The organism is Spirosoma koreense (genome assembly GCF_054777875.1).
In genome coordinates this window covers 79,630-104,024 of the sequence record NZ_BAAHAC010000001.1, presented here as the reverse complement: position 1 = coordinate 104,024, position 24,395 = coordinate 79,630, and the positions used below count along the sequence as shown (strand labels likewise).

25 protein-coding genes are annotated in these 24,395 nt (G+C 48.1%); 15 read left to right on the top strand and 10 right to left on the bottom strand.

Annotated elements, in window-relative coordinates; translation table 11 throughout:
- Nucleotides 1–72: 72 nt before the first annotated feature.
- Nucleotides 73–483, top strand: coding sequence for a Dabb family protein (locus ACYVC2_RS00440; protein ID WP_461100285.1), 411 nt, complete (start codon nucleotides 73–75; stop codon nucleotides 481–483).
- 146 nt (nucleotides 484–629) lie between these two features.
- A complete protein-coding gene (locus ACYVC2_RS00435) occupies nucleotides 630–1,634 on the top strand; it encodes an alpha/beta hydrolase (RefSeq protein ID WP_461100284.1) in 1,005 nt (334 codons plus the stop codon).
- 207 nt (nucleotides 1,635–1,841) lie between these two features.
- Here ACYVC2_RS00435 and ACYVC2_RS00430 read toward each other — a convergent pair whose 3' ends face one another.
- On the bottom strand, nucleotides 1,842–4,388 hold the full coding sequence (locus ACYVC2_RS00430; protein ID WP_461100283.1) for a TonB-dependent receptor: 2,547 nt from the start codon (nucleotides 4,386–4,388) through the stop codon (nucleotides 1,842–1,844).
- Between the two features lie 400 nt (nucleotides 4,389–4,788).
- On the opposite strand from ACYVC2_RS00430, the gene ACYVC2_RS00425 reads away from it, so the two are divergent.
- From ACYVC2_RS00425 to ACYVC2_RS00415, 3 genes are all read left to right on the top strand, one after another.
- Nucleotides 4,789–5,151, top strand: coding sequence for a DUF6597 domain-containing transcriptional factor (locus tag ACYVC2_RS00425; protein WP_461100282.1), 363 nt, complete (start codon nucleotides 4,789–4,791; stop codon nucleotides 5,149–5,151).
- A gap of 232 nt (nucleotides 5,152–5,383) precedes the next feature.
- Complete coding sequence (locus ACYVC2_RS00420) at nucleotides 5,384–5,644, top strand: helix-turn-helix domain-containing protein (RefSeq protein ID WP_461100326.1); 261 nt, start codon at nucleotides 5,384–5,386, stop codon at nucleotides 5,642–5,644.
- Between the two features lie 516 nt (nucleotides 5,645–6,160).
- Nucleotides 6,161–6,670 (top strand): SgcJ/EcaC family oxidoreductase, encoded by a 510-nt coding sequence (locus tag ACYVC2_RS00415; protein WP_461100281.1) that lies wholly within the window; start codon nucleotides 6,161–6,163, stop codon nucleotides 6,668–6,670.
- Between the two features lie 106 nt (nucleotides 6,671–6,776).
- Here the strand turns inward: ACYVC2_RS00415 and ACYVC2_RS00410 are convergent, their stop codons facing one another.
- Nucleotides 6,777–7,004, bottom strand: a complete 228-nt coding sequence (locus ACYVC2_RS00410; RefSeq protein ID WP_461100280.1) for a hypothetical protein — start codon at nucleotides 7,002–7,004, stop codon at nucleotides 6,777–6,779.
- 103 nt (nucleotides 7,005–7,107) lie between these two features.
- Between ACYVC2_RS00410 and ACYVC2_RS00405 the strand changes: the two genes are divergently transcribed.
- Nucleotides 7,108–7,389 (top strand): SAM-dependent methyltransferase, encoded by a 282-nt coding sequence (locus ACYVC2_RS00405; RefSeq protein WP_461100279.1) that lies wholly within the window; start codon nucleotides 7,108–7,110, stop codon nucleotides 7,387–7,389.
- A 235-nt stretch (nucleotides 7,390–7,624) separates the two neighbouring features.
- On the opposite strand, the gene ACYVC2_RS00400 is transcribed toward ACYVC2_RS00405, so the two are convergent.
- Complete coding sequence (locus tag ACYVC2_RS00400) at nucleotides 7,625–8,122, bottom strand: energy transducer TonB (RefSeq protein ID WP_461100278.1); 498 nt, start codon at nucleotides 8,120–8,122, stop codon at nucleotides 7,625–7,627.
- A 307-nt stretch (nucleotides 8,123–8,429) separates the two neighbouring features.
- A complete protein-coding gene (locus ACYVC2_RS00395) occupies nucleotides 8,430–10,064 on the bottom strand; it encodes a S41 family peptidase (protein WP_461100277.1) in 1,635 nt (544 codons plus the stop codon).
- Between the two features lie 354 nt (nucleotides 10,065–10,418).
- Here ACYVC2_RS00395 and ACYVC2_RS00390 point away from each other — a divergent pair, with 354 nt between their 5' ends.
- The 4 genes from ACYVC2_RS00390 (at nucleotide 10,419) to ACYVC2_RS00375 (ending at nucleotide 13,097) form a co-directional block, all read left to right on the top strand.
- The gene (locus ACYVC2_RS00390; protein WP_461100276.1) at nucleotides 10,419–10,766 is read left to right on the top strand and encodes a nuclear transport factor 2 family protein; all 348 of its coding nucleotides are present in this window, start codon (nucleotides 10,419–10,421) and stop codon (nucleotides 10,764–10,766) included.
- A gap of 253 nt (nucleotides 10,767–11,019) precedes the next feature.
- Nucleotides 11,020–11,862, top strand: a complete 843-nt coding sequence (locus ACYVC2_RS00385; protein WP_461100275.1) for an SDR family NAD(P)-dependent oxidoreductase — start codon at nucleotides 11,020–11,022, stop codon at nucleotides 11,860–11,862.
- Nucleotides 11,863–11,910: 48 nt separating this feature from the next.
- On the top strand, nucleotides 11,911–12,825 hold the full coding sequence (locus ACYVC2_RS00380) for a helix-turn-helix domain-containing protein (protein WP_461100274.1): 915 nt from the start codon (nucleotides 11,911–11,913) through the stop codon (nucleotides 12,823–12,825).
- A 23-nt stretch (nucleotides 12,826–12,848) separates the two neighbouring features.
- The gene (locus ACYVC2_RS00375) at nucleotides 12,849–13,097 is read left to right on the top strand and encodes a hypothetical protein (RefSeq protein ID WP_461100273.1); all 249 of its coding nucleotides are present in this window, start codon (nucleotides 12,849–12,851) and stop codon (nucleotides 13,095–13,097) included.
- Nucleotides 13,098–13,438: 341 nt separating this feature from the next.
- Here the strand turns inward: ACYVC2_RS00375 and ACYVC2_RS00370 are convergent, their stop codons facing one another.
- A complete protein-coding gene (locus tag ACYVC2_RS00370) occupies nucleotides 13,439–14,842 on the bottom strand; it encodes a YncE family protein (protein WP_461100272.1) in 1,404 nt (467 codons plus the stop codon).
- Nucleotides 14,839–15,441 (bottom strand): DUF305 domain-containing protein, encoded by a 603-nt coding sequence (locus ACYVC2_RS00365; RefSeq protein WP_461100271.1) that lies wholly within the window; start codon nucleotides 15,439–15,441, stop codon nucleotides 14,839–14,841. Before ACYVC2_RS00365 ends, ACYVC2_RS00370 begins: the two co-directional genes overlap by 4 nt.
- Nucleotides 15,442–15,627: 186 nt before the next feature.
- On the opposite strand from ACYVC2_RS00365, the gene ACYVC2_RS00360 reads away from it, so the two are divergent.
- From ACYVC2_RS00360 to ACYVC2_RS00345, 4 genes are all read left to right on the top strand, one after another.
- Nucleotides 15,628–16,755, top strand: a complete 1,128-nt coding sequence (locus ACYVC2_RS00360; RefSeq protein WP_461100270.1) for a LytTR family transcriptional regulator DNA-binding domain-containing protein — start codon at nucleotides 15,628–15,630, stop codon at nucleotides 16,753–16,755.
- A 383-nt stretch (nucleotides 16,756–17,138) separates the two neighbouring features.
- Nucleotides 17,139–17,849 (top strand): CPBP family glutamic-type intramembrane protease, encoded by a 711-nt coding sequence (locus ACYVC2_RS00355; protein WP_461100269.1) that lies wholly within the window; start codon nucleotides 17,139–17,141, stop codon nucleotides 17,847–17,849.
- A 582-nt stretch (nucleotides 17,850–18,431) separates the two neighbouring features.
- Nucleotides 18,432–18,863 carry a DUF1801 domain-containing protein gene (locus tag ACYVC2_RS00350; protein ID WP_461100268.1) on the top strand — a complete coding sequence of 144 codons (432 nt, stop codon included), beginning with the start codon at nucleotides 18,432–18,434 and terminating at the stop codon, nucleotides 18,861–18,863.
- A gap of 244 nt (nucleotides 18,864–19,107) precedes the next feature.
- Nucleotides 19,108–19,491 (top strand): GNAT family N-acetyltransferase, encoded by a 384-nt coding sequence (locus ACYVC2_RS00345; RefSeq protein WP_461100325.1) that lies wholly within the window; start codon nucleotides 19,108–19,110, stop codon nucleotides 19,489–19,491.
- 106 nt (nucleotides 19,492–19,597) lie between these two features.
- Here ACYVC2_RS00345 and ACYVC2_RS00340 read toward each other — a convergent pair whose 3' ends face one another.
- Nucleotides 19,598–19,984 (bottom strand): helix-turn-helix domain-containing protein, encoded by a 387-nt coding sequence (locus ACYVC2_RS00340; protein WP_461100267.1) that lies wholly within the window; start codon nucleotides 19,982–19,984, stop codon nucleotides 19,598–19,600.
- 12 nt (nucleotides 19,985–19,996) lie between these two features.
- Entirely contained in the window at nucleotides 19,997–20,293 is a 297-nt protein-coding gene (locus ACYVC2_RS00335; RefSeq protein WP_461100266.1) for a type II toxin-antitoxin system HigB family toxin, read from the bottom strand.
- Between the two features lie 503 nt (nucleotides 20,294–20,796).
- Here ACYVC2_RS00335 and ACYVC2_RS00330 point away from each other — a divergent pair.
- Nucleotides 20,797–22,110: a serine hydrolase domain-containing protein gene (locus ACYVC2_RS00330; RefSeq protein WP_461100265.1), complete on the top strand. Its 1,314-nt coding sequence runs from the start codon at nucleotides 20,797–20,799 to the stop codon at nucleotides 22,108–22,110.
- A gap of 217 nt (nucleotides 22,111–22,327) precedes the next feature.
- Here the strand turns inward: ACYVC2_RS00330 and ACYVC2_RS00325 are convergent, their stop codons facing one another.
- On the bottom strand, nucleotides 22,328–23,059 hold the full coding sequence (locus tag ACYVC2_RS00325; RefSeq protein WP_461100264.1) for a LytR/AlgR family response regulator transcription factor: 732 nt from the start codon (nucleotides 23,057–23,059) through the stop codon (nucleotides 22,328–22,330).
- Complete coding sequence (locus ACYVC2_RS00320) at nucleotides 23,043–24,200, bottom strand: sensor histidine kinase (protein WP_461100263.1); 1,158 nt, start codon at nucleotides 24,198–24,200, stop codon at nucleotides 23,043–23,045. Before ACYVC2_RS00320 ends, ACYVC2_RS00325 begins: the two co-directional genes overlap by 17 nt.
- Nucleotides 24,201–24,395 lie beyond the last annotated feature (195 nt).

Here is a 24,395-nt window from a genome sequence, read left to right as displayed (position 1 = left end):
CCTAAAAAGTCGTTTTTGTACCACTAATCACGACAGGAAGACCTTCACTTTTACATAACAAATCATCCTGTTATGGAACGTCGAAATTTCCTGGCGACCGGCCTGCTGGCTGGCCTGACTGCACCAATTACTTCGTTTGCCCAAGTTCAAGCGCCATCACCAACGAGCATAGGTCCTGGCCCGCTTCTCCTTGAAGCTGCCTTTGTTCACCATGGTTTATATTGGCTAAAAGACAAAGACGATAAGGCAACTTATGCCTGTATGCGCCAATCATTTAAAGAGCTTAAAAAAATCAAAGAGGTAAAGTTTCTTCATGTTGGTGCGCCGTCCAGTAGTGACACGGACGCTACCTATACCTTTTCCTATTTGGCCCTTTTTGCTAGTAAACAGGATAAGCATAATTACCTTAAACACCCCTTTCATAGCCAATTTTTTACTGATTTTAAGGATGTTGTGTCCAAGGTCAAACTTTATGATTCGTAAGCTATTACCGATTAGATCGACTACTGAAACTTGTGTACCTGTTCCCCTTCCTCAATGAATCCTGTATGAACCCGTTTCTGCTCTGTCTATTCCTATTTCTTTCGCTTGGAAACACCTCAGCCCAAGAGAGTAAAAAGGGAAAGGTCGTGATTGTTAAATTCCTGGCCCCATCCATTCAGGGCAATCGGGCTGGTGAAAACGCCCTGCGTAGGCTAACCATTTATTTGCCGCCCGGCTATCAGGAAAGCAATCAGCACTATCCAGTTATTTATTTTTTGCATGGGTTTATCAATGACGATAGTTCAATTATGGTGAATTATCGGTTCCAGGAACTGATGGATGCGGCTATTCAGAGCGGCCAGTCGCGCCCGATGATTCTAGTCCTGCCAGACAGTGACACGAAGTTTGGGGGAAGCTTTTATACCAATTCAGCACTGACCGGAAACTGGGCCGATTATATTGGGAAAGATGTTGTCAGCTACATCGACAAGATGTATCGAACGATTCCAAACCGAAATAGCCGGGGATTGAGCGGGCATTCGATGGGGGGCCATGGCGCATTAAAAATTGGCATGCTGTATCCCGATGTGTTTGGGGCAGTGTATGCGCTAAGTCCGGCTTTCTTAAACTGGGCCGCTGACTTTAGCCTGACCAATGCCGCCTTTAAACGAATGGATTCGTTCCGGAATGAATTCAGTGCGGGTCAAATACTAACCGACTTAATTCAGGGGAAACGGGAGAAATTCGACGTTCAACTAATGGCCGATCTGGCTCGAACGTATTCGCCTGATACAGGGAAAAACGTTCTTTCGGCTTCCCTGCCGGTTACGTATATGCGCGACAGTTTAATCATCCATAAAGAAACCTTGGCCAGGTGGGAGGCTAATTTTCCGGTAAATATGCTTGAGCAACATGTATCTGCCCTGAAGCAATTAAACGGCTTAAAAATAGATTGGGGTCGTAACGAGGAATTTGCTCACATTCCCATCACCAGCCTTCAACTCAGTAAGCAGTTAGAGGTCTATGGTGTCAAGCATTTTGCCGAAGAATATCTGGGCGGTCACGTCAATAAACTAGGGGGTTTAACAGGCAGACTTTATACTGAAATGCTTCCCTTCTTTACTACGTATTTACAGACGGAGAGAAAATAATGAATACCTGTAAGGTAGGTATGTCGGGTATTTGGACAAATCGATAACCTGTAAGCGTATCATAATACTACGCTCCCACCTGAGACAAAGAGAAATTTGAGTACACGTATTCGGGCGTTTGATTGGACGGCCTGTTTGATTTCTTGTTTTGTACTAGCCGTAGCCTACGGTTGCGGATAGTACGCAACTCCTTTACAGGCTAAGCCATCAATTTTCCTCGCTGAGGGATTTGCTTTTCTTCACCTTGGCTGCGTTCAGGCTACCAAATTTGTAACTGAAGGTGGCCCGAACGCTGGAATTATAAATGTACTGGCGAAAGTCCTGGTTGAACTGGGCAGAATTTAGAACCGAGGTAAAGCCCATCCCCTGGGTCAGAAAATTCTCCCCCACCAGGCCGATGCTGCCCCGTTTATTGGTGAAGCTTTTTCTGGCCCCCAGCGAATACTGGGCGAAGCCAATTCGGTAGCCCTGCAACGCAATGTCTTTACCCCGATAACCAATATTGGCCTGTAACACCCACCCTTTATCAAATTGCACCTGGGTATCCATACGGCCACCCCAACGCAATCCCTGATTACTGATGGTGGTCGACAGGCCATGAATATTCAAAGCCAGACCTTGAAGAAAGCGGTACATAATATCGAGGTTGGCGTTTACGCTCCAACGGGGAGTCAGATTAATCGTGGCAAACAAATTTGTGCCATAATTGTATTCTTTACCCAGGTTGGTCACCCGCGTCACAACGGCTCCCACTAAGGTATCCGAACGCTGACTAATCGATTGAATATCATCGGTATTCAGTCGGGTATAAAGCGAAACGTTCAGGTATGTTTTCTTAAGCTGGGTGCTGTAACCGATTTCGATCCGATCAACAGTTTCCGGTTTCAAATAGGGGTTCCCTACGCGGATGTTCAGGGGATTAGCCGTGTTGAAGTTGGGATTCAGATCGTCGATAAACGGTCGGCGTATCCGGCGTGTATACCCAACTTTAAGGCTGCTGCTCTCCCCCACTTTTTTGCCCACATTGATGCTGGGCAATAAGCGCCCGTAGTCCGGAATCGAAGTAGATGTTGGTTCACTCCCAGATGACACTCCGGTTTGGGACCCTCCAGTCTGGGCCTGAATACTGGTGTATTCATAGCGTAACCCTGGCTTCAGGACGATCTCACCGGGCAGGGTAAAGGTGGTGGATAAGTAGGCAGCGGCTATGTTCTGATCATAATTAAGCAAACCCGATGGGCGGCTTGGATCAATAACAAAGTCGGTTGCCGGCCCGGCCAGCAGGTAGTTGTAGTCACTGGTTACCCGGCGAAGCGTGTTTTTTGTCCCGAACTCCAACTGGAGCACTTTACTAACCGGGGTTTGGTAATCGGCCTGAAGAATAAACTCCTGGTTGGTGGCATCATTAAGGTTTTGTTGCTGGGTGCGGATGAGCCCCAGGGTATCCAGGTTATTAGCCTCGAAGTTATTGGTCAATTTATTTCGGCTATACTGGGTTGAAAAGCTTAACTCTTTCGAAGATCCCTCATAGGTATGCAGGTAGTCCAAATTCACGTCAATGGAATTGGATAGATTCTGCGTGTTGACATCCCGTTTGGAGGGAGCAGCGATGCGTTCGCTGGAGAGTATATTGGTTCGTTGATGTTGATCCTGGCTTAAATTACGAATGCCTAACCGGACCCCGCCCGTTAGCGATTGATTTTTTACCAGATCATAATCTAAGCCTAAGGCATACTGCGCAAAGGTGCCTTTGTCGAAGGCGTCGATCCGCTGACGAGTCTGAACCGGTGTTGCTCCGGATGCTAGAAAAGTCGTTTGATTCAGGTCGGAGGCTGATGGATTGTAAATAATACGACCATTGCCGTTAAGATTAAGGCCCAGTTTACCTTTTCGGAAACTGCCATTTACCCCCAGTGTTGAATTGCGGTTACCTGTTCCACCGTCCACGTCGAGGTGTAACCCCTGTAATGTGTTCTTTTTGGTGATAATATTAATAATTCCCCCGCTTCCTTCGGCATCGTACTTGGCCGATGGAGAGGTAATCACTTCCACCGTTTTGATTAAATCGGCCGGAATCTGCCGTAGGGCATCGGCTAAATTACCGGCCAGAATGGAAGAAGGTTTATTGTTGATCAGCACCCGCACGCTGCTACTCCCTTGCAAGGAGACGTTACCTGTCGGATCAACCGAAAGCATTGGCACTTTCCTTAGAATGTCAGTGGCATCCCCCCCTTTAGCCGCCACATCATTATCGGCATTATAGATTAGCCGGTCGACCTTATCTTCGACAAGCGCTTTCTTGCCGGCTACGGTAACTTCACCCAGTGTTCGCGTACTGGCACTCAGCCTAATAATTCCCATGTCTTTGGCCTGCCCTTTCGTCAGCACGACGTTGTCGACCGTTCTGGCGGTGTAGCCCAGAAAGGAAATCAGCAATCTATACGTACCGGGAGCTGTTAGCTTAAGGCTAAATTTCCCTTTGTCATCGGCGACGGTCCCGTCAACGAGTTTGTTAGTGAGTGTATTGTAAACCGCGATGTTGGCAAATTCTACGGCTTTAGTTAAGGTTGAATCGACAACGTAGCCCAAAATTTTGGCGTTGCCCTTCGGGGCTATATCGCTAATTCCCTGGGTAGTCGGGACCGTGTGATTGGGTTGGCCCGGAGGGATCGCATTGGGGGAGCTAGCCGGTAGTTGTGCCAGGGTTATACCCGTTGTCAGTAAATAAAGAAAGCCCGTAATTTTTACCCACATACCCTAAGATTAACTAGTTGAACGGTACCTAATTGTATAAACTTGCCATTGGTTGTTGACGAATTGAAAACAATTGTCCCCAATGCCTTTAAATAATGGGTGAATGACCAAAAAGGTAAGTTAACAAATAAAGTCGTGGCCTGCCGTATGTGACTGGTTTAGTTAGACAGGTAGTAAAAACTAGAGTCTCGCAAAAACGCTCCAACCTGAGACGAAGCCACACGCAAGAATCTTCATCCGACCTAAATCGAACAATGGACACTTAAAGTCAATTGTCCTTAATCGACCATTTTATGCGAGCTGGTCCGGGAGGAAACCCTCTAGCCAAATTAGCGATTGAGCAGCGGGGAAAATGTCGTAAATTGCCTTAAAAGGTAGCCAACGTTTAGCTTCATTCCGTTTGATCAACGATTATACCATAGCGCCCCATGCCCGTTTAGCCCCGTATGTAGACCAGTATGTGCTGTCTACTTCACAGGGAGATAAGGTAACAATCCTGGGCAATTGGGCGGCCAGCCCGGAAACATCCCTCGTCTTTTACTTAGCTGACCAACCGCTGCCCCTGACCGGAAAGCCAGATTCGCAGCTTTCCCAAAAGCCCAATTGCCTGATTGGTTTATTAAGCCAATATAATGGCCAGGTTAATTTCCAGGGTAGGTATCACACCTTTATTATTCAGTTTAAAACTAACGGCTTTACGAGCTTATTTTGCCTGCCCGCCTGTGAAGTGACCAATCGAGTAATCCTGGGGGAAGATATTTAGGGGACAGCATCAATGACTTGCAGGAGCAGCTCTGGCGGGCAGGCGATATCCAGCAGATGGCGAGTTTCGCCGATTCATTTTTACTTTCCTTATCCAACCGGCACCCCAACAAGCCGGTAGACTATCCGGCAATTAAGGCACTCACACAGCAACTATGGACGACACGGCACTGGTTAACGGTGAATCGATACGCTGACTACTGCAATATGAGTGTACGTAACTTTAAACGACGATTCAACCAGCAAATGGGTGTTCCCCTAAGTTGTATATGCGATTGATCCGATTCAATGAGGTGGTTAAAGCCAAACTTCAGCGTCCCGCTCGAAGCCTGACCGATCTGGCCTATGCATATGGGTATTATGACCAAATGCATATGATTAAGGAATTCAAACAATTCGCCCAGCTGAGCCCCTCTGATTTTTTCCTTCAGTCAGCTGCCATCACCGAGCAACCCGACCAACGGGCATCCCAATGCTCCTCCACTTCCTACTAAACTTCTCGGCGATAGTTCCTTTTTATGGCTAAGAATCACTTGATGAACTTGGCGGATTTTTACTATCTCTTTGTGTAAGCACCTGCTACTTTTGGACTTATTAAACTTGGATGATTAACACGGCTACGTTCATAAGCCCAGGAATAAGTACGTGTCTACGGGGTTGATTTCTTGTCTTTCCCATGCAGACTGTCAACGGGCAAGCCCAGTCGGGTTCGGTTCAAGTATAGCCTGGCGGTAGTCAGCTCCGTTTTGGACCAAGTCCGTTTCTTTAACATCCCTGATTGAGTATCAATTCCTTTACGTTTATACGATGAGAAACTCGACTCCGACCGATTTACCCCCTACTACTTGAGCGAAACCCTCTTGAATTCTAGGCAGCTTGAGAGCCTGATTAGCAAACTGTTTAAATGCATGGTTTCAGATTTTCTACCCGTTAACCGATACTTAAAAAAATAGGCGTCAGGCAGTCCGGTTTGTAGCTTACAATACTATGCTCATTCTAAATCAACTATCATGAAACTATATTCGGTTCTTAATAGAAGCTTAGTGCTTGCCTTGCTCCTTCAATCAACTATTCTGCTGGCCCAAACTGCGTCGGACTCAGTGGCCATTCGAGCCATCCTTCAACAGGAAGATCAGGCCTGGAATAAGGGCGATGCCCCGGCCTACTCCCAGCCCTTTTCCGCTGATGGCACCTTTACCAATATTGGGGGTATGTTCTTCAAAGGCCACAAAGCGTTTGTGGATCAGCACGATGTGATTTTCAAAAGCTTTTTTAAGAATACCGTTTTAAAACAAAAAATTGTATCGGTAAAATTTGTCCGCTCCGATGTGGCCATTTTAGAGACCTTATGTCAAGTATCAGGCTTTGCCAAAGAAGGTATTCCAGCAAGACTTCAGCTAGACGCCAAGGGGCAACTCAATACTCGTTTATTACAGGTACTGGTCAAAGATGCGGGCGTTTGGAAAATTGTCTCCTATCACAATGTCGATGTAAAACCGGGCATCCCTATTCCCGACTAAAGGGCATAACCTAATGCTGACAACTCATGCGTAAGCAGGCTTTGCCATCATCAGGCAAGGCTATATCAGGAAATCGAATACGACCGTTTATAGTGCCATCAGTTCATCATGCCTGTTCCTGCATTCTTAAATAAAGTGCACGAGAAGCTGCTAAAGCCGCATCGGGACTAGTCAAATTCCAGGTGTTCAACGGAATTATTTCCAGAACACTTAGGATTGTACGATCGGTATTTGGCCAAAACCAGCCATTTTTTAATAAAGATCCAGAAGCACCTCGTTGCTCCACCTCTTCATTAGAAAAAAATAAGCAGCAGAAGCCCGGATGTTCATCCATCAATGAAGAACTTTATCATTCAGGCTTTGATTAGCTTAGGTCCAGTTTTCTAAGCAACTTAGGTAGCTAATCGAGTAAAAAACCGTTAAGCCTATTCGTGCCAGTGGAAGATCTATTTGTCACCTCCGAGTTTCCTCGCTCCACCAAGTACCATCCCGAGTGGATAAAGGCGGGCGTTAGTGGTGGAGCTAACCCCTTGTGGCTAACCGAATGGCTGGCTCAGGCATTGGACTTGCAACCGGGCCTGCGGGTGCTGGATCTGGGCTGCGGACGGGCGATGTCCTCCATCTTTCTCCACCACAAGTTTGGCGTTCAAGTATGGGCCGTCGATTTACTGTGTTCGGCCTCATACACACAAGCTCCGCTTTTACACAGTCCAAACTAAGTAGCCTTATTTCCCGAACAGATTTAAATTACCTGGAGCGCGAAAATCACGACTTTACCTAACAGTTGATGATTTTCTGATCTATGGATACTAATTAATTATTCTTACATAATCGCTCATTAAATATGCAGATGTAAGATATCCATATCAGCTCAATTTGAAGGGGTTGCCTTAGACAATTATCAATAAATAATGGTCTTAGGCAACCCCTCACAGATGGATGAAGCACAACCCGCTATTTTTGACTGGGTAACTCAAAAGGAATAAACAGATTATACTTTACATTAACGGGGTGGCCAGCCTGTTTTCCGGGTATCCAGCTGGGCATGGTCTGTATCAAGCGAATGGCTTCCTCATTGATGCCATACCCATACCCTTTTAACACGGTCACATCTTGAATACGGCCTTCATAGGTCACCATGAACGAAACCATCACTTTCCCCGCAACTTTTGCTTTGAGAGCCGCTTCCGGATAGCGTAAGTGCTGTCGAAGGTAAGTGCCGATTTGATCGTTTCCAGTTGGGAAACGGGGTGGCACCTCTACAACCGTAAAAACTTCTTCTACCCAGGGCGATTGATCGGTGGATAAGGTGGACGATTCACGGATGGCCTGACCTGAATGGGTTGGCACGCTACGTTGGCCGCAGGCCATTATAAATCCAGTAAGGAGTGTGCTGATTAGTGCTAGTAGCCAATCGCTATTAGCCGGACCATTTCTTAGTGACTGAACCATAAACATGGGGTTGGATGAGGTGGAAACTGAAAGCTATTGACTTCGATTAGATGAGTGAGTGAAGGCATAGCCTGAGTCGTTAGTAACGCGCTACTACTGATGCGAACCAATGGACAATGTAGTTTGCGGTTGCCTGAGTGCGTAAATAAATTTAGCCTTCGGTCAACGCCTATGCGACCGATAGTAGCTGACGGATTATAAAAATGGCGGTCTTATAATTCGCTCCCGTATGAGACGACTGAGAGATGACAAATTGCCGCCTGGAAACTGACCTTGACCGCATCAAGGCCGGCTGGACAAGGACCTTCTACTGACCGATCCAATTGATAGCCGCTTGTAAGGTTCGATCAGTGCCCAATAAATAGTCAGCAGCACTGGGGGTTGCGTCTATATCAATGGGGACACCAGGGCCCAGAATCAACTGGCCATCCAGCGTGTAAACACCCCGGCCACTAAAGCGGGTTTGATAATCACCTGGGAAAACCACATAGCTCACATCTCCGTTAGCACCCGCCGATTGGGTACCGATAATCTTGGCCTGCGGGGCCGTTCGTAAGGCCATGCACGTTGATTCCGCTGCACTTTGTGTACGGCCGTCACAGAGAATGGCAACTTTACCCCGGTAGTAATCCGCGTTGTTTCGCCCAACGTATTGTACTTTGCTCCACTCGAACAGTCCTGGAGAAGATAGATCGGGTTTGGTATATAGCGCAAACCCCTTGGGTGCTGGATTTAGATATTCACAAATTCGCTGAAAAGTCCCTTTGGGATAGGACCGCACATCAAAAATGATCCCTTTCCGATTTCGGTATTGCTCCATGACGGACTTGACCTCACCCACCTGGAGCGTACCTAGGTTAACATAGCCGATAGTCGGGGGCATAGCTTTGGCATGGCCGGGCAACGGGGGGCGGTAGCCAAACCGCTCGAATCGGTAGCGATGCACCGTTTTTCGTAATCGCTGCCCACCGCGGATCAGATCAACCTGAACCACGGGTTGTGAATCAGTGAGCAGAACCGGTAAAATCTGCCGAATCAGCGCCGACCGATTTGAGCCCGAAAAATCCGGCGCTCGCTGATCGATGAGTTCAGTTACTGAGCGATTACCAATGCGGATCAGGCGGTCCCCCCGACGAATATCATCGAGTTGGCTGAGCGAGTCATTGAGGTAGCCACTCACCAGCAGCGAGTCATTCAGTAGCCGGTAGTCAAAGGGAGGAAACAGAACCGGTTTGGTCCAGGGAAGCCGATACGCTGGGGGAATGGCCAGTTCGGCATGGCCGTCGTGGATCACGCTAATTAGCTGCTGCAAGACGTGTTGATAGCGTAGGGTATCGGTAGCCTGTTGAAAGCGGGGGACAAACTGGGTCAACACCTGATTCCAAGGTTGAGCCATGGCGTACTTGGTGGGATGGAAATATTCAATGATGTTCCAGTAGCGAAACAGCCCCAACAGCCGGTATGATACGCTAGGCAAGGCCATGGTGGCGTACTCCGCTTCAGAGAAGGCTAATCGGTTGCGAAAGGGGTCCCAGTGGACATATGCATTGGTGTGCTGGTTTCGATTGGCGGCAATAAAGGTTAGTCGCTGGCGCAGGGCATGGCTGAACAGAGCCGTATCGGCCAGCCAGCTTAAGTCCAAGTTTCGGCTAAAGCGAGCTGAGTCGGGCGGTGAACAGCGCGAACAAGGTTTAACCGGGCCAAGTTTGTCAACCCAGCTCAGGATTCGGGCGGACAAGTCAGCTTTAGAGTGGATGGTAGCGGATTCATCGATGAGTTGAATGAGCTGGCCATCCCAATCGACTTTTCCGGTAGCTAGTTGAGGGTGGTAGTATTTGAGAAATCCCCATACTTTCCCGATGGTCACCAAGGTCTGGGTCTGCGTTACAGATTGAGCAAGTGCCGTCGATGACAGGAGAAGCAGGACGAGAAGATACCGCATAGTTTGGGGCTTGTCTATGGGCTCAAACTTATGAACAGTGACTTGTTAACGCTAGGTAAGAGGGGTTAAAGTATGTTAAATGGAATTATGGCTTCACCAAACTGGCCGTTGTTGATCGATGCTCAGCTCTGAGCTAGCTTATTATTGTGAGATACTTGTTCTCAAAAAATGCTCATACCTGAGACAATTGGAGTTTACTCTTCGTAAATCCCTCGAATGTGACCTACCAGTAGAACCGCCAGAGTTACGTCCAGGTAGGCTTTTGAAGAGCGCATACCTTTGTCTATTCCAGTGGAACAAAATCTAATCCAACGCACTTTATGGGGATAAATTTTACTGAAAAGCTATACAAAAATGATTGAGACCAATAAAGCCATTTTAGAAAAAGCAAACGCTGCTATCTCAGAAGGTGACCATGAAGGCTTTTTAGCTTATTGCACGGATGATACCGAATGGGAATTTGTTGGAGAAAGAACATTACAAGGAAAAGAAGCGGTTCGGCAGTGGATGGTAACGGCCTATGTAGAGGCTCCCCAATTTAAAGTCGACCATTTTATAGCGGAGGGCGATTTTGTTACGGCTATGGGTAGAATCGATTTGAAAGACGCCACTGGTGAGACAGCCAGCTATTCTTATTGCGATGTCTGGCGCTTTCGCGAAGGTAAAATGGCTGCACTAAAAGCATTTGTCATCAAAGCATAGTCTCCTAAAACGCTCCAATTTGGGACGATAGAACACTTATGCATCTGCTTTACAATTGGGGCATTTTATATGATGGCTCAGGCCTGACGAGTTGGTGAAACCAGTTATGGGGTTTGAGCTGCCTTTACCAACTAGTTCATACACTACCACATAACCCCATCAGCAAGTCGGATACGATTTCTCCGAACTTGGATACTTTTTTACTATCAACGCCCACCATCTTTGCTTTAGTCATACATAAGGGAATAACAGGATGGAAAGCGAGAAAAAAACAAAAACCTGGTTTATCACTGGCGCGTCGAAGGGGATGGGTTTAGCCCTGGTCAAGTTACTGCTGGCCAAGGGACACACCGTAACCGCCACCTCCCGAAACAAGCAGGCCATGAGTCGCCAGATTCAGGGTTATACGGAAACCTTTTTGCCCCTGGAGATGGATCTGACCTCGGAGGAAAGTGTCCAAAACGCCATCCAGCAGACGGTGGAAACATTTGGCCGGATCGATATAGTGGTCAACAATGCGGGTTTTGCCTACGTGGGTAGCCTGGAAGAGATGACGGATAGCGAGTTTCGCTATGCCTTGGATGTGAACCTGTTTGGTACCGTTAACGTCATTCGGGCAGCCATGCCCTATTTACGTCAGCAACGGAGTGGGCATATTATCAACATTGCTTCGGCAGGCGGCTACGTTGCCGTGGCCAATCTGGGCAGTTATGCTGCGTCCAAGTTTGCCATGGTCGGTCTAACCGAATCGCTGGCCGCTGAAATAAAGCCGCTGGGTGTCTACGCGACCGTGGTCTTACCCGGCTCGTTTCGAACTCAGTTTCTGGAAGACGGCTCCTTAACCTACGTCAAGACGCCTATTGCCGAGTACGGCAGTGAGAAAACCCTGGATGGGATGAGCAAACGGGCGGGTACCCAGCCCGGTGATCCGGATAAGCTGGTCGCCGAACTCGTGAGACTTGCCGATTACCAAACGCCCCCTGTCCACCTGATTCTGGGCCCTGACAGCTACCGCATGATCATGGAAAAACGGGATAAAGATTTGGCGGAGTTTGAGGCCTATAAGGAAACAACGATGTCGACCAACCTCGACTAATCGTTTCCCATCAGCCGAACGCCCCTGGATTAATTCGTTTGCTTTTCTATGAAAGAGACACTGCCTTACGCCATCCGGACTATTGCGGAATACCACCAGCTCTTAGGACTGCCCAAGCCCAGGCATCCCCTTTTCAGTGTGATTGATCATCAGGACGTAACCCAGTTTTCGGACGACCGGTTGCGGACCAAAACCTACGGATTCTATACCATTAGCATGAAAAAAGGCTACGCGGGCACCATGAAATATGGACAAACTTATTACGACTTCGACGAAGGAGCGATGGTCTTTCACGGGCCCCGGCAGGTCATCACCTCCGAGCTGACGGATGAGCTTCAGCTCAGGGGCTGGAGCCTACTGATTCATCCCGATTTCATCCATCCCTATCCGCTGTTCAATCGGTTGAAAGCATACGGCTTTTTCTCCTACGCGCTCAGCGAAGCCCTGCATCCTTCCGAGCAGGAAATACAGCTCATCGAAACACTCATGGGCACCATACGCTACGAATACCAGGCTGGCATTGACAACTTCAGCCAGGATATTCTCATCAGCCAGCTGGAACTGCTGCTTAACTACTGTAACCGGTTTTATCACCGGCAGTTTCTCACCCGCAAAAAAGCCAATCACGACGTACTGTCCCGATTGGAAGCCTGGCTCCAGGATTATTTTGCTACCGACAAAGCCGCCAGATTGGGCGTACCGACGGTGCAGCAGGTAGCCGACCAACTACAGCTGTCGACGGCTTACCTGAGCGATATGCTCCGGGTGCTGACGGGGCAGAGTGCCCAGCAGCACTTAACCGACCACGTTATTGAGCGGGGCAAAGAACTACTGGCGACCACCTCCCTGACGGTGGGCGAAATTGCCTTTCGGCTTGGCTACGAGAATCCGCAAGGCTTTCATAAGCTGTTTAAGGCCAAAACCCAGCAGACACCCCTGGCCTTCCGGGCCGCCATGAATTAAGCCATTCGTTAACCCCTGACACGATGAAGTACTACACGCTAACCATCAACGGCAAATCCTATCCTGTATCAGCCGATCCGGCTATGCCGCTACTGCGGGTTTTGGGCCGGTTTGATCCATCGTTAGCGGCCGTAGTCGTTGATCTGGACAAGGTACGCCAAGGAGACAGCACCAAAGCCAAGCAGTTGCTGGATTGGCAACCCATTGACAGTAGAGAAGCGGTGTTATCCTGTGCAGAAAGTATGTTTCGAGTCGGGCTGATTAGCGAATGAGGAAGATGGGTTAAGTCATTCGCTATGACCTGAGAAAGAGTTCTATCACTATAGATTGTACAAGTTAACCCAGTTAATGTCTCCAACCACTGGTTCTCAAAATACCGCTCCTTGACTTACACTAAATAACTAGTCATTCCAGACTGCGAATCGCATCGTCCGTGACTAGGCTGGGCCGCCAGGCAGTCTGTATCAGATCGTTGACGCAACCGCACCAGCGGCCTGACATAAGTATTGTCCGCCTGGGCTGCCCCGTAGCGCGGCCCCGCCTTTACAAGGGGGAACACAACATCAAGACAGATTTTTGTTACTTTACCCGTGAGTAGTTTTAGGACTACCGACTAAGGCTTGTCCACTAAGAGAAGTTGGTTCGTTCGACTATCTACCAGGATAATGTGCTGGTAAGGGGAGGCCGCCTGGTTTTGAACCGAGTGCACTAAGCCGGTTGATTGGCCCATGTATCGCCCCTTTTCATCCGTGTGAAACTGGTTGATTTCATAATCAGCTGTGTAGGGAGCCTTAGTCGAACGGCTCAAGGCCAGCGTGTACGAACGATTGGGGGGAAGGCCCGAAAAAATCTGTTCCACTAGGTCAGTCAGTCCAATGGGCCGTACAGCCAGCTTGCCCTGGGCCTGGATACCCTGAGCAGTAGCGTTAAGCATAATCAGCTGGGTAGCCGTCGAATCGGATAGAGGCCTTAGGTTGGCCTGGTTTCCCTCATCGCTAACGGCATGTTCAGCGTACACCAAAGCCTGGGGACTTTGCCCGATCTTAACGGGCGGCAGGGGTTGTCGTGTTTCCAAGTTGATACCCTGTACCTGGTCAGCATATTCCAGACCAACGTACATAAGTTTGCCATCCGGAGCCGCCCACAGCCCGTGCGGCAGCGCGCCTACATTGATGGTGTCTGTTTGGGCAAACCCCTGGGACGGGTCAAATACTCGAACTTTATTCTCGCCCCCTACTGTAGCCAGCATCCGCAGCTTGTTGGCGATGTAGGTGAAGGTTACGTGGTTGGTAATAGCCCCCGTGTTGATGACCTTGGCAATACCTTGAGTTTTCGTGTCCAGTACCGTCACCTTACCCACATCTTTGTGGGTAAAGGCTACCCATTCCCCCTGGGGGCTGGTAAAGATGTTTGGCGAAAAGGGGCTAACCACCGGTATTTTTTTTATGATCTGGTAGGTCGAGGTATTGACAATGTCCAGTTCGGGGGTAAAGCTAGAGCATACATAGGCGAGCCGGCCGTCGGGCGAAAACGAGACCATGCCGGGGCCATCTGCTACCGGTACCTGCCGGACTTCTTTCTTGCTGGCGACATCGATGACACTGATGTAGGCTTCACCCCGCACCGAAACCCAGACTTGTTTGCCGTCGGGCGTAAAGGTCGGCTCGTGGGGAGAGCGGCCCACATATACTGTTTTCAGCACCTGATTCGTCTGAGTCGAAATAAAGGTTATGGAGTTGGAGCCAATGGATACCACCGCCAGTAGTTTTTTGGCCGGCAGGTAGCGCAGGCCGTGCACCAGGGCCTGCCCTCGATAGAGGGGTGACAGGACGTTCGGGTACGGTTTACCCAGATCAATTTCGCCCAATAGCCGATTCGTCGAGGGATCGATGACCGATACGGTGTTGGAGACTTGATTGGCCGTGTACACTCGGTCGTGAGCGTACCGGGATTGGGCCAGGGAAGGGACGCTGCCCACTAACAGTAACCCCAAAAGAAAGCTTTTCTGTTTCATCATCGTAAATAATTCATCATTTGGTCAATTTCGATCTGCTGACTGGCCATAAGCCCTTGAGCATAAGCCTGAATAACCGGTTCATCACAGAATTGCAAAATGACTTTTGCCATGGCAAGGGCGGCTTGATGGTGGGGTTTCATGACAGCGGCAAACGCCCGATCCGTATCAGAGAGCGCTTCCGTTGACGGTAGGTCGTTCATCATCCCAGCCATGGTCTGCTGCATAGCGGAATCGAATGCCGCAGACGGGAGCGTGGTTTTGGCCCCGACTTGGTTCAGCCAAAGCTGCATTTGCTCAACCTCGCTTTGTTGTTCAGTCAGAATGCTCTTGGCTAATTGAATCATCTGCTGGTGATGGCCGTTTTCGATTTCGTAGCGTGCCATGGCGATGGCACCCTGATGATGAGCCAGCATTTGGTGCAGAAACGTTGCCGCTGGCGAGTTGCCCGTCGGTGCCTGGTCCATCTGCATCATCATTGTATCCATCATGGCCAGATACACGTTTTTAGTCGCTGGGACAGGCTGGCTATGATGCCTGTGCTGGGCATGGGCCCACGGCTTAATGAGGAGGAGAATAAAAAGTAAGCAGGCGGTTTTCATAAGTATCCGTGTGTTAGGGATCGAATACGCTTCGTAGCTTGTCGGGCAAAGATGGTAGCTCGAACCTAATCCCTGTCGAGAAATGGACGCCAAAGGGAAAAAATGAGCGGTAAAGCCGAATAAAATGCGCTGAAAAGTCTCCCTAAGTCGTCCTTTTTTAGGACGTAGTTTGGTAAATTGGATGAAATGAAAAAAGAAAAGGTCTATCTGTACACCGGGCTGGCGCTCTCGCTGATTGTCCTGCTGATTAGTCTGTTAACCCTGAATTACTTGTTTTCCAGAGTGACCCATCAACTGCTCGAGTCGCAACTGGAATCCAGCCAACGGGAGATTCGGGAAATTCAACGGCTGCTGGAAGGACAGTTACGTAGTGGTATTGGGCAAGAACAGGTAGCCACTAGCTTGCAGAAAAGCATCGAAAATACGGATACCCAAACTGGCTTTGTGTGCATGTATGACACGGTGGGTAAAGAAATCTGCCACCCCGATCCAAGTCGAATCGGTCAGCAGATCGACCAGAATAATTCGGTGGTTCGACCGATTACGGGTAGTGAAAGCCGATCGTTTTACGAATTGCTCAACGAGGGAAAAGCCACTGGAGGCCTGCGAACGTTTAGCGCCCGTGGGCGAGGATCGGAGATTATTTATGTGCAACCGATCGCGAATACGAGTTGGATGCTGGCCTCCCATGCCAACCTGCGCGCCATCCATCGACAGCTGGATGAGTTGCATACCCAGTTTTTGTTAGTCCAGGGACTGGCTGGTACCTTGCTGGTTTTGTTATCCTTTTTAGCCGTTCGATGGATTGGCAATCGGTATCAACAGCAGTTGGAAGGGGAGAAGAACCAGCTCACCGATGAAGTCAAAAGCTTAACGGCCCTGAATGCCAGCCTGGTGAGCTATCAGTCGAGAGTTCAAAACCAGCCGATGGAGTCAACCGTCGATGGGCAGGCCATGCAAGCGGAAGAAGCGGGTAACCGACGCCGGATACTGACCTATTGGAAAGACGAGTTGGTGGTGATTAGCACCGATCAAATCGCTTACTTTCATACCGAACAGTCCCTAACTTACATTTACTGCCAGGATGCCAAAGTATACACCAGTAATACGAGTTTGGATGAACTCCAGAAGGAACTCGATGCCGAGCAATTTTTTCGGGCCAACCGGCAGTTTCTTATTTCTATTCGGGCCATCGAGAAGATATTTATGTACGGCAAGCATCAATTGAAAATTGCGATTAGCCCTCCGCCATCGGAGGATATACTCATCAGCAAAAATAAAGCGGCCGAGTTCAAGCAGTGGCTTAACCGGTAATTGGCCGCTGTTGATAGATAGGCACTCGGTAGTCGCAACTCGATGACCTGTTGTTAGTTGGCGTTGATCCGATGGGCTTGTTGGTTTATTAGGGTTGCCACTTGAGTGCATTCGATAACTAATGACGATCGTATTAGTCTATTCTCAAAATACACTCCCACCTGATACAAAGGAATATTCATGTAGTAGCTTCTTGCGTCGGGACTAGCCTTAAACTGAATACGTTGCTGACGCATCGCAGTTGTCGAAAAGATATCCCCAGTGATACAGACAAGCTTACCAACCTTCTACATTCCCCTCTAGGCTTGTATTTTACCCTGAAACATACTTGCTTGCCCTATGTGGGCTGGCCAGCCCAAAACGCAAATTGAAAAATTACCCCAATGAACGACTATTTAATCCTGGCTATTGGCTTCTTGCTGCTAGCTCTACTCGGGTTTATTGGGGGTAGAATACACCTGCTGAATGACAACGTTTACATTCCATTCGGTTTGAGCAGTTTCGTCTTCGCCGGTTTATATGGCATTCAACTTACCCGTCAATGGGTTGTCTCCTGGCTGGGCTTGGGCGACAAACTAAATCATGTCCTGTTTTATGATTATGGAAACGGGCTTTTGGGCCTCTTCTCCTTGGCTCTTGCCCTCCTTCTTATTGGCAAGTATGGGCTAAAAATGGATTATCGTGATCAATGGAGTGGGACGACAACCTATACTTTACCTTCATTAACGTATGGCCTGATTGCCGGAATGATTCTAGCCGCTATTCCACTTCTGGTCGTTGCCGTAAGGGGCCAACCAATTAATCCTAAAGTCGATATTTATCGGTACGGAATTAATGGGTTTACCAATTTATATGAAGAGATAATCTGTCGAGGGTTGCTGTTAGCCTGTTGCGTTCGCTATTGGACTAGAGGGTGGGCCGTGGTGTGGACATCGGTGGTGTTCGGCCTGGCCCACGGGTTAACCGAAAAGAGTGTAGCCATTGCGTTGGGTGCTGGGTTGATGGCATGGGCCGTACTGAAGGCAAAAAATTTGTGGGCCGGTTGGACCAGCCATCAACTGACGGATATGGTAGTCGATACGTTTTTAACCTAACGGAGTAGCCCTGTCTCATCACCGACTAGTTCATACTGTACAAGAGTACAGTACGTTCCGCTTCTTATTAATCAAGTGAGGAATTGCCTGCTCGGCGTCGCAGTCGGTCCGCCGATGCGGGCGCCCCCCCCCTTCCGTTCCACTCAACTACTAAGTCTTCAGCGATCGGTTCAGGTTGGTACGGGCCTGGTTTACCGTGACAACTAAAAGCAGGCCCAATACAGCCCCCGCCAGCAGAAAGGTTCCTGCTGTACAAGCCAGTCTTATCCAGACTATATACCTGCCTCAAATTATGTATTCTCAAAAAACCCTTCTTTAGTTAAACATAGATAAGAGTTCTTCCAGAAGGGAGCCGTCCCTAGCTTTCCTTAAAAGGGTAATAACATGTTAAAAAGCCCTTATTTTGTCGTGATTACCCCCCTTAGGCCAAGGTCAGTTCGGTTAATTTTGTCGTCAATAGTAACTAAGAGACTTTCCTAGGCTACCAGGCCGACTCTTTTCTGTTTAGGCCTAGCACCGACCCTCCTAAAATAAACCGGCTCTTGATCAGCTAAAGGAGCAACGCCCAACAGCCAACCCCCCATGAACACACACGAACAAATCCAAGCCTATATCACTTCTCAAGCTGAACCAAAACGCAGTGATCTGCAAGCCTTGCACCAGCTCATTAAGCAACTCATGCCCCAGGCGAAGGTCTGGTTCCTGGACGGTAAAAACGAGGAAAATAAACCGGTGACCAATCCAAGTATAGGCTACGGAGTGCGCACCATTGCCTATGCGGATGGAAAGACCAAAGAGTTTTATCAAATTGGTATTAGTGGGAACTCAACTGGGGCCTCCGTCTACATCCTTGGCCTTGACGATAAGACGTACTTAGCGCAAACGTTTGGTGAAACGATTGGCAAGGCAAGTGTGAGCGGCTATTGCATCAAGTTCAAAACGTTAACCGATATCCACCTGGATATCCTTGAGGCAGCCATACGATATGGGATTGAGATGACCAGTGAAGAGTAAGTTTCAACCCTCAATTTTTTTAAACGCTCGCCTAGTTGAGAATTAGCGATCAGGCTACTGATGATCACGGGGTCAATCCAGCAAAATTTTATACCATGTTGAATCGAATGTTCACCCCTTTTCCCATTTTGAAAACGGAAAGGCTTACGCTCAGGCAAGTAGAATGAATGACGAAAAGGAAATGTTCAGTCTACGGTCTAATCGTGAACATAATAAATAGCTAGCTAGACAACCAGGCAATTCCATTGATGAGGCCAGAAATTTTATCAATCAGATCACTGAGAATAGCCTAAAAAATGACTCGATCTATTGGGCAATAATGGTCAGTAACCACGCTGATTTAATTGGGTCAATTGGTCTTTTTGGCTTTTCCGGAGACAAGGGTAACTCTGAAATCGGCTATGCACTATTGCCTGCCTATCAAGGACAGGGGATCATGCAGGAGGCTGTTAGGGCCGTGATTAGTTATGCCTTTGCTACCATTCATGTGCAAGCAATTGAAGCAACCCTTCACCCAGCTAATCAACGATCCATAAAGCTGTTGGAGAAATTCTCGTTTAGGGCTTCCAACCAGACTGGCAGTACAGATCCTGATTTACTCGGTTATCAATTGAAAAAAAGTAATTGACAATCCTAGGGTGAATACGCCAAACAATAACTAACAAAACGTCAGGTTAACAACTTGTGGGATATCTGTATCCTAAAACGTTCCCAAAAGTGAGATAGTTGTGAGCTTAGGCATGTTCCAAAATAAAGTCAGCATCGATCTTTAATTTGGTGCGTAAGGTCTTGGCCATGGCCAGGTTGACCCGGCGCTTACCCCGCAGGATCTCGGATAAACGCGTTTCGGGTACTTCTAACAGTTGAGCCATCTCGCGCTGTTTCATCTTTTTCTCGTACATCTTGAACTCGATCATTTCTGGAATCGACTGCGGCACTTTAATGGGCATCAGGGGAATGCTATCTTCATAAACTTCGGCCCACTCCGAAAGCTGGGCCAACTCCGTGGCTTCATCGGGGGTCAACGCAACGAAGCCCCCTCCTGCTGTCGCTTTTTGAAGCAGGATTTCAATCTGAGCCATCAATTGCTGATAGTCGGCGTAGGTGGCTGGCTGTTGCATGGGTGTAAGGGATTAAATAGTTGAGCAGTCAGGTAGTTTATCATACTGAGCATGGGTGCCCATAAAGCGAATGAATACAGTTCGTTTGTCAAAGAAAATCATCGCTACCAATCGGTAATAATTGCCTTTGATGTTAAAGACATAGTGGTCATTGCCCACATAATCTACGGAGTTGAAAGTTTGCTTGACATCAGCCGGGGATTTCCAGTTAGCGGCCTTCACGATAGTATACCATTCATTAAGAGCCGCAGCCGCGCTGGTGTGTTGAAGGCCAAACTCGTTGAGAATGGTTTTGCTGATAATGACCATTAATATCTGCTTGACAACAAGATAAAGTTACTATATTCTTTTTACATTATGAAGCATTAACTTACATATTATGTAAAAAACCTACTATAATGGATCAGCTTTTTAATAACCTTAGGCGTTTGCGTAATTTTATAGGAACCTATGATTCAGAGAATGCCTCTACGTAAGGCGAATGAACGTTTACGTACTTGCTTCTATAAATGGGCATTTGGCGAGAAGGAAAATGAGGCCAGGCTAGTGTTGATTAACCTCAACACGGCTCTAGTTCGATTTCACACGACTCGTGCGGTATCGCACCGCAACTCCAACACTATTTACATTAAGTATCTGGTTATCAGTCATTTATTCTTGGCACAGTATTCGGTACTAAAGGTTATTATTCGTCTATTGACCCACTACTATTTTTTATCGTGTTACAGACCTTACTTGTTTTGGTTGCCAATTTGGTCCTAATTCTGCCAGTTTTTTGTCAATCTCTTCCTGTCCTACCAGATTCTACCGTTATGGCCTTGAGAAAAGGAATGACCGGCTTTCAAAGTCGATATCATTCACCCAGCCTGGTGCTGGCCATTGTCCATGAGGATCAAATCATCTTCGGCGAATCCGTTGGCTATCTGGATATAGCTCAAAAAGTGCCCGCTAGTCTGGATGCCCAGTACTCCCTGCAATCGCTGACCAAAGTATTTACCGCTACCATGTTTATGCAACTCATCCAACAGGGTAAGTTAAGACTGGATGATCCGGTGAAAAAATATGTGCCTGAATACAAGGCTGATGAACAAGGAGATAAACAGGCAGGCACGACGCTGCTCCAACTGGCGACTCATACTGCGGGCTTGCCTCGCAATTCGCCAGCGGACATCCAATTTACCAAACAAATTGATCGATGGATTTTAGCTCAAAGCCCCGAAATAGCCATTGAGGCTGCTTCTAAAAAGGCGTTTCTACAATCCTTAGCTTCGATCCCTAAAGAATACCCTGACTACCAACTGCTCAGCTATGGCAATCGGCACTATTCCAATTTGGGCTATTCACTGCTGGGCATTGCCTTGGAACGGGCCGCGAAAACAGACTACGCAAACTACGTTATTCAGCTTATTTGTCAGCCACTCAAGATGACCAATAGTGCCTTTTACGCGGAAAGCCCCAATAGTCCTGGGGTTGCCAAAGGGTATTTCTACGATGAGGCTACCAAAGACTTTCGTCAAGTGCCCATCTTTAAACCCAATTCATCAGTTCCTGCTGGGGGGCTTTATGCCAGCGCCCGGGACCTAGCTAACTTTATTCGCTTTCAATTCCAAGGTAACTCTAGAGAAGCGAATCAAGTGCTCTCTGAAAAGAATCGAGCGATGATGCAAGCCTTCAACATTGGCTGGAAACCAGCTTATCCCTACCTAGTCCATGAAGGGGCCATGCTGGGTTATCGCTGTGAACTGGTCATTAATCCTGATTTAAAGCTAGGTTGGGTGATTTTGACGAATACGACCGATTTTGATTTTTCCAGAATTAATGCCTACATCAGTGGGCTAGTACAGCCGGTTTTTAGTCCCAAGTCCGGGAGTGATCTCACCAGATTTACAGGCACGTATCGATTGGCAGGGGGAGAAGATACTCTACGGATTTGGTTAAACGAGGGGAAGTTATACTCAAGTTATCTGGCGGGTGTTTTAGCCGAAGCCCCTTTAGAAGCGACGGGCACTAATCACTTTAGCGGTCCTGGGAAGGGGGGCTACCGTATAAGCTATGAATTCATTCCGAATAAAAGCAACGAAATCACGGTGTTAAATATGGGGCAGCTTATGTGGGTAAAACGCTAACTGTTCGGCTATTGATAGGCGTTTAACTGATGGAAGTTGAGTGAGCAGATCGTTTTGAATATCGCCTTAGTCGTCGTCTTACAAATCGCTCGAATCACGAATCAATACCGCACTAAATACTCAATTTAGATTGTAAATAGCTTATTGTCACTTCTTAACAAGCGGGTGGCTGGCGGGTGGGTCGCTTTCCGCACCGTCAATTTTTGACGCAGTCAGGCTAGGGAGGGTTCAACAATTTTAACGTCTGCTGCCGGTATAATTTACCGATTGGTATCAAGTGACTGCCAATAGCTATCTCTTCGGTGGTAAACGAATCAATCTTGTCCAGTGAGACCAAAAAGGAACGGTGCACCCGCAGAAACGAGGGGCCGGGCAGCATCGCTTCCAGGGCCGTGATGGCGTATTTGGTGATGATGGAGCCTTTTGTTGTGTGAATCCTAACATAGTCTTTGAGGCTCTCTACATAAAGAATATCACGTAGAAAAACCTTAACCATTTTCCGCTCCGCCCGGAAGTAGAGAAAGGCATCCGTAGCCGTTTCGGGTTGGTGCGCTGTGAGCGGTTGACTGATTGGTGAAAGCTTGTGGTCGGGTAAGGCTTTGCTAACCGACTTTAAAAACCTCTCGAAACTTACTGGCTTAACCAGGTAATCGGTAACGTCCAGCTCAAAAGCTTGTACGGCATAATGCTCAAAGGCCGTTGTCAGGACGATTTTAGGCGGTTGGGTTAACGTTTTGATCAACTCGATACCCGTTAGTTGCGGCAGTTGAATATCCAAAAACAGCAGATCGATCGGCTGCTGTTTTAAGGCCGTAAGGGCCTGAATCGCGTTGGTGCATTCGCCCATCAGGGTAAGCATGGGAACCTGATTGATATACCGACGTAGTACTTCCCGGGCAGGGGGCTCATCGTCGACGATCAGGCAGGTGTAGTTATTCCGCGACTCCATTATATACTGATTTGATAGGCTCCGGATAGGCGTGTGTTAACGTAAGCGTCAAGTTTACAATATACATCTCTTCTTCATCATGGATGGCTAGTTCATGTTGGTTGGGATAACTTAAGGCCAGCCGCTTCCGAACGTTGGCTATGCCTATACCGGGTAACGGATGCGCATGGCCCGCTGGCTTGCCATTAATCAGTTTCATCGCAAGCGTATCGTCGTGCAGGGTTACGGTTAAGCTGATCCAGGGGTTTTCAAGCATGCGACTGGCCCCATGCTTGAAGGCGTTTTCGAGAAAGGGCAACAGCAGGAGTGGAGCAATGAGATGAGTGGTTGTTTTAGGCAATTGCACCACCATGTCAAGCCCCTGATCGTACCGCGCCTTTTCTAACTGTAAATAATCACTGATCATAGTTAACTCCTTTTGGAGGGGAACCAATGGCTGATTACACTCATACAGGATATACCGCAGCAAGTGCGAAAGCCCCAGGATCATCCCCGATGCTTTCTGGGATACGTCTTGTGTAAATGAATAAATCGTATTGAGCGTATTGAATAAGAAGTGCGGGTGCAACTGGGCTTTCAACATCTGAAGCTCCGCATTGGCCTTTTCTTTTTCCAGCTGAAGAGCCCTCTGTTGCTTTTCCTGAAAGCACTTCAACAAGTGTATGGCCGCAGCTACCCCGCCTACGGTAATGCTTCCCCGTAACCCGGCCAGCATGGCTACGCCGAACTGAACGGAGAAGGCCGGATGCGGCTCCCTAGCCACAACAGGGGACAACGGATCGGCCAGTTGGTGGCGGAGCTGATCAATAATCGTCATCGACAAGCCAGCCGATAAAGCCGCGGTTAGTACGACTAATACCACAGCACAAAGAGTAGCCAGGACGTACTTACCGGGAATGACTAGCCTGGGAATGACCAGATACATGAGCGAATAAGCCAGAAATAAGCTGGGTATGAGGTAAATCAGTGTTTCCGGTAAGGTAATCAACAGGCGATACCCAAAGGGTTGCCGTTGCAAAGCGGGTGAGGGCGAAAAGGAATACAGCAGCAGTTGGAACAAAAACCAAAGCAGCCAGAACGTCAGATGCCGCCCTAACCGCCAGGCTGTATTTTTTGAATAAATAAACGGGAGTTGCTCCATGATTGGCCGTGGTCTGCTGCTAAGATACAGATCGGTAACCAGATACAACGATGATCAAGTACGTATTCGACCAAGGTCAATGAGTTGTCGATAAAATCAGTTGGTCGACGACCAAATGCGCTTATGGCCAAAAAAGTACTGTCTGTTTTCAGAGCCGAATGGTTAGGCGACTTCTCAAAAAATGCAGTAAAGACT

Bases quoted from the DNA above. Each gene is read 5' to 3' on its own strand.
- ACYVC2_RS00440 (WP_461100285.1), top strand. From the start codon at position 73: ATGGAACGTCGAAATTTCCTGGCGACCGGCCTGCTGGCTGGCCTGACT.
- ACYVC2_RS00430 (WP_461100283.1), bottom strand. From the start codon at position 4,388: ATGTGGGTAAAAATTACGGGCTTTCTTTATTTACTGACAACGGGTATA.
- ACYVC2_RS00415 (WP_461100281.1), top strand. From the start codon at position 6,161: ATGAAACTATATTCGGTTCTTAATAGAAGCTTAGTGCTTGCCTTGCTC.
- ACYVC2_RS00410 (WP_461100280.1), bottom strand. From the start codon at position 7,004: ATGGATGAACATCCGGGCTTCTGCTGCTTATTTTTTTCTAATGAAGAG.
- ACYVC2_RS00400 (WP_461100278.1), bottom strand. From the start codon at position 8,122: ATGGTTCAGTCACTAAGAAATGGTCCGGCTAATAGCGATTGGCTACTA.
- ACYVC2_RS00395 (WP_461100277.1), bottom strand. From the start codon at position 10,064: ATGCGGTATCTTCTCGTCCTGCTTCTCCTGTCATCGACGGCACTTGCT.
- ACYVC2_RS00390 (WP_461100276.1), top strand. From the start codon at position 10,419: ATGATTGAGACCAATAAAGCCATTTTAGAAAAAGCAAACGCTGCTATC.
- ACYVC2_RS00385 (WP_461100275.1), top strand. From the start codon at position 11,020: ATGGAAAGCGAGAAAAAAACAAAAACCTGGTTTATCACTGGCGCGTCG.
- ACYVC2_RS00380 (WP_461100274.1), top strand. From the start codon at position 11,911: ATGAAAGAGACACTGCCTTACGCCATCCGGACTATTGCGGAATACCAC.
- ACYVC2_RS00375 (WP_461100273.1), top strand. From the start codon at position 12,849: ATGAAGTACTACACGCTAACCATCAACGGCAAATCCTATCCTGTATCA.
- ACYVC2_RS00370 (WP_461100272.1), bottom strand. From the start codon at position 14,842: ATGATGAAACAGAAAAGCTTTCTTTTGGGGTTACTGTTAGTGGGCAGC.
- ACYVC2_RS00365 (WP_461100271.1), bottom strand. From the start codon at position 15,441: ATGAAAACCGCCTGCTTACTTTTTATTCTCCTCCTCATTAAGCCGTGG.
- ACYVC2_RS00360 (WP_461100270.1), top strand. From the start codon at position 15,628: ATGAAAAAAGAAAAGGTCTATCTGTACACCGGGCTGGCGCTCTCGCTG.
- ACYVC2_RS00355 (WP_461100269.1), top strand. From the start codon at position 17,139: ATGAACGACTATTTAATCCTGGCTATTGGCTTCTTGCTGCTAGCTCTA.
- ACYVC2_RS00350 (WP_461100268.1), top strand. From the start codon at position 18,432: ATGAACACACACGAACAAATCCAAGCCTATATCACTTCTCAAGCTGAA.
- ACYVC2_RS00340 (WP_461100267.1), bottom strand. From the start codon at position 19,984: ATGCAACAGCCAGCCACCTACGCCGACTATCAGCAATTGATGGCTCAG.
- ACYVC2_RS00335 (WP_461100266.1), bottom strand. From the start codon at position 20,293: ATGGTCATTATCAGCAAAACCATTCTCAACGAGTTTGGCCTTCAACAC.
- ACYVC2_RS00330 (WP_461100265.1), top strand. From the start codon at position 20,797: ATGGCCTTGAGAAAAGGAATGACCGGCTTTCAAAGTCGATATCATTCA.
- ACYVC2_RS00325 (WP_461100264.1), bottom strand. From the start codon at position 23,059: ATGGAGTCGCGGAATAACTACACCTGCCTGATCGTCGACGATGAGCCC.
- ACYVC2_RS00320 (WP_461100263.1), bottom strand. From the start codon at position 24,200: ATGGAGCAACTCCCGTTTATTTATTCAAAAAATACAGCCTGGCGGTTA.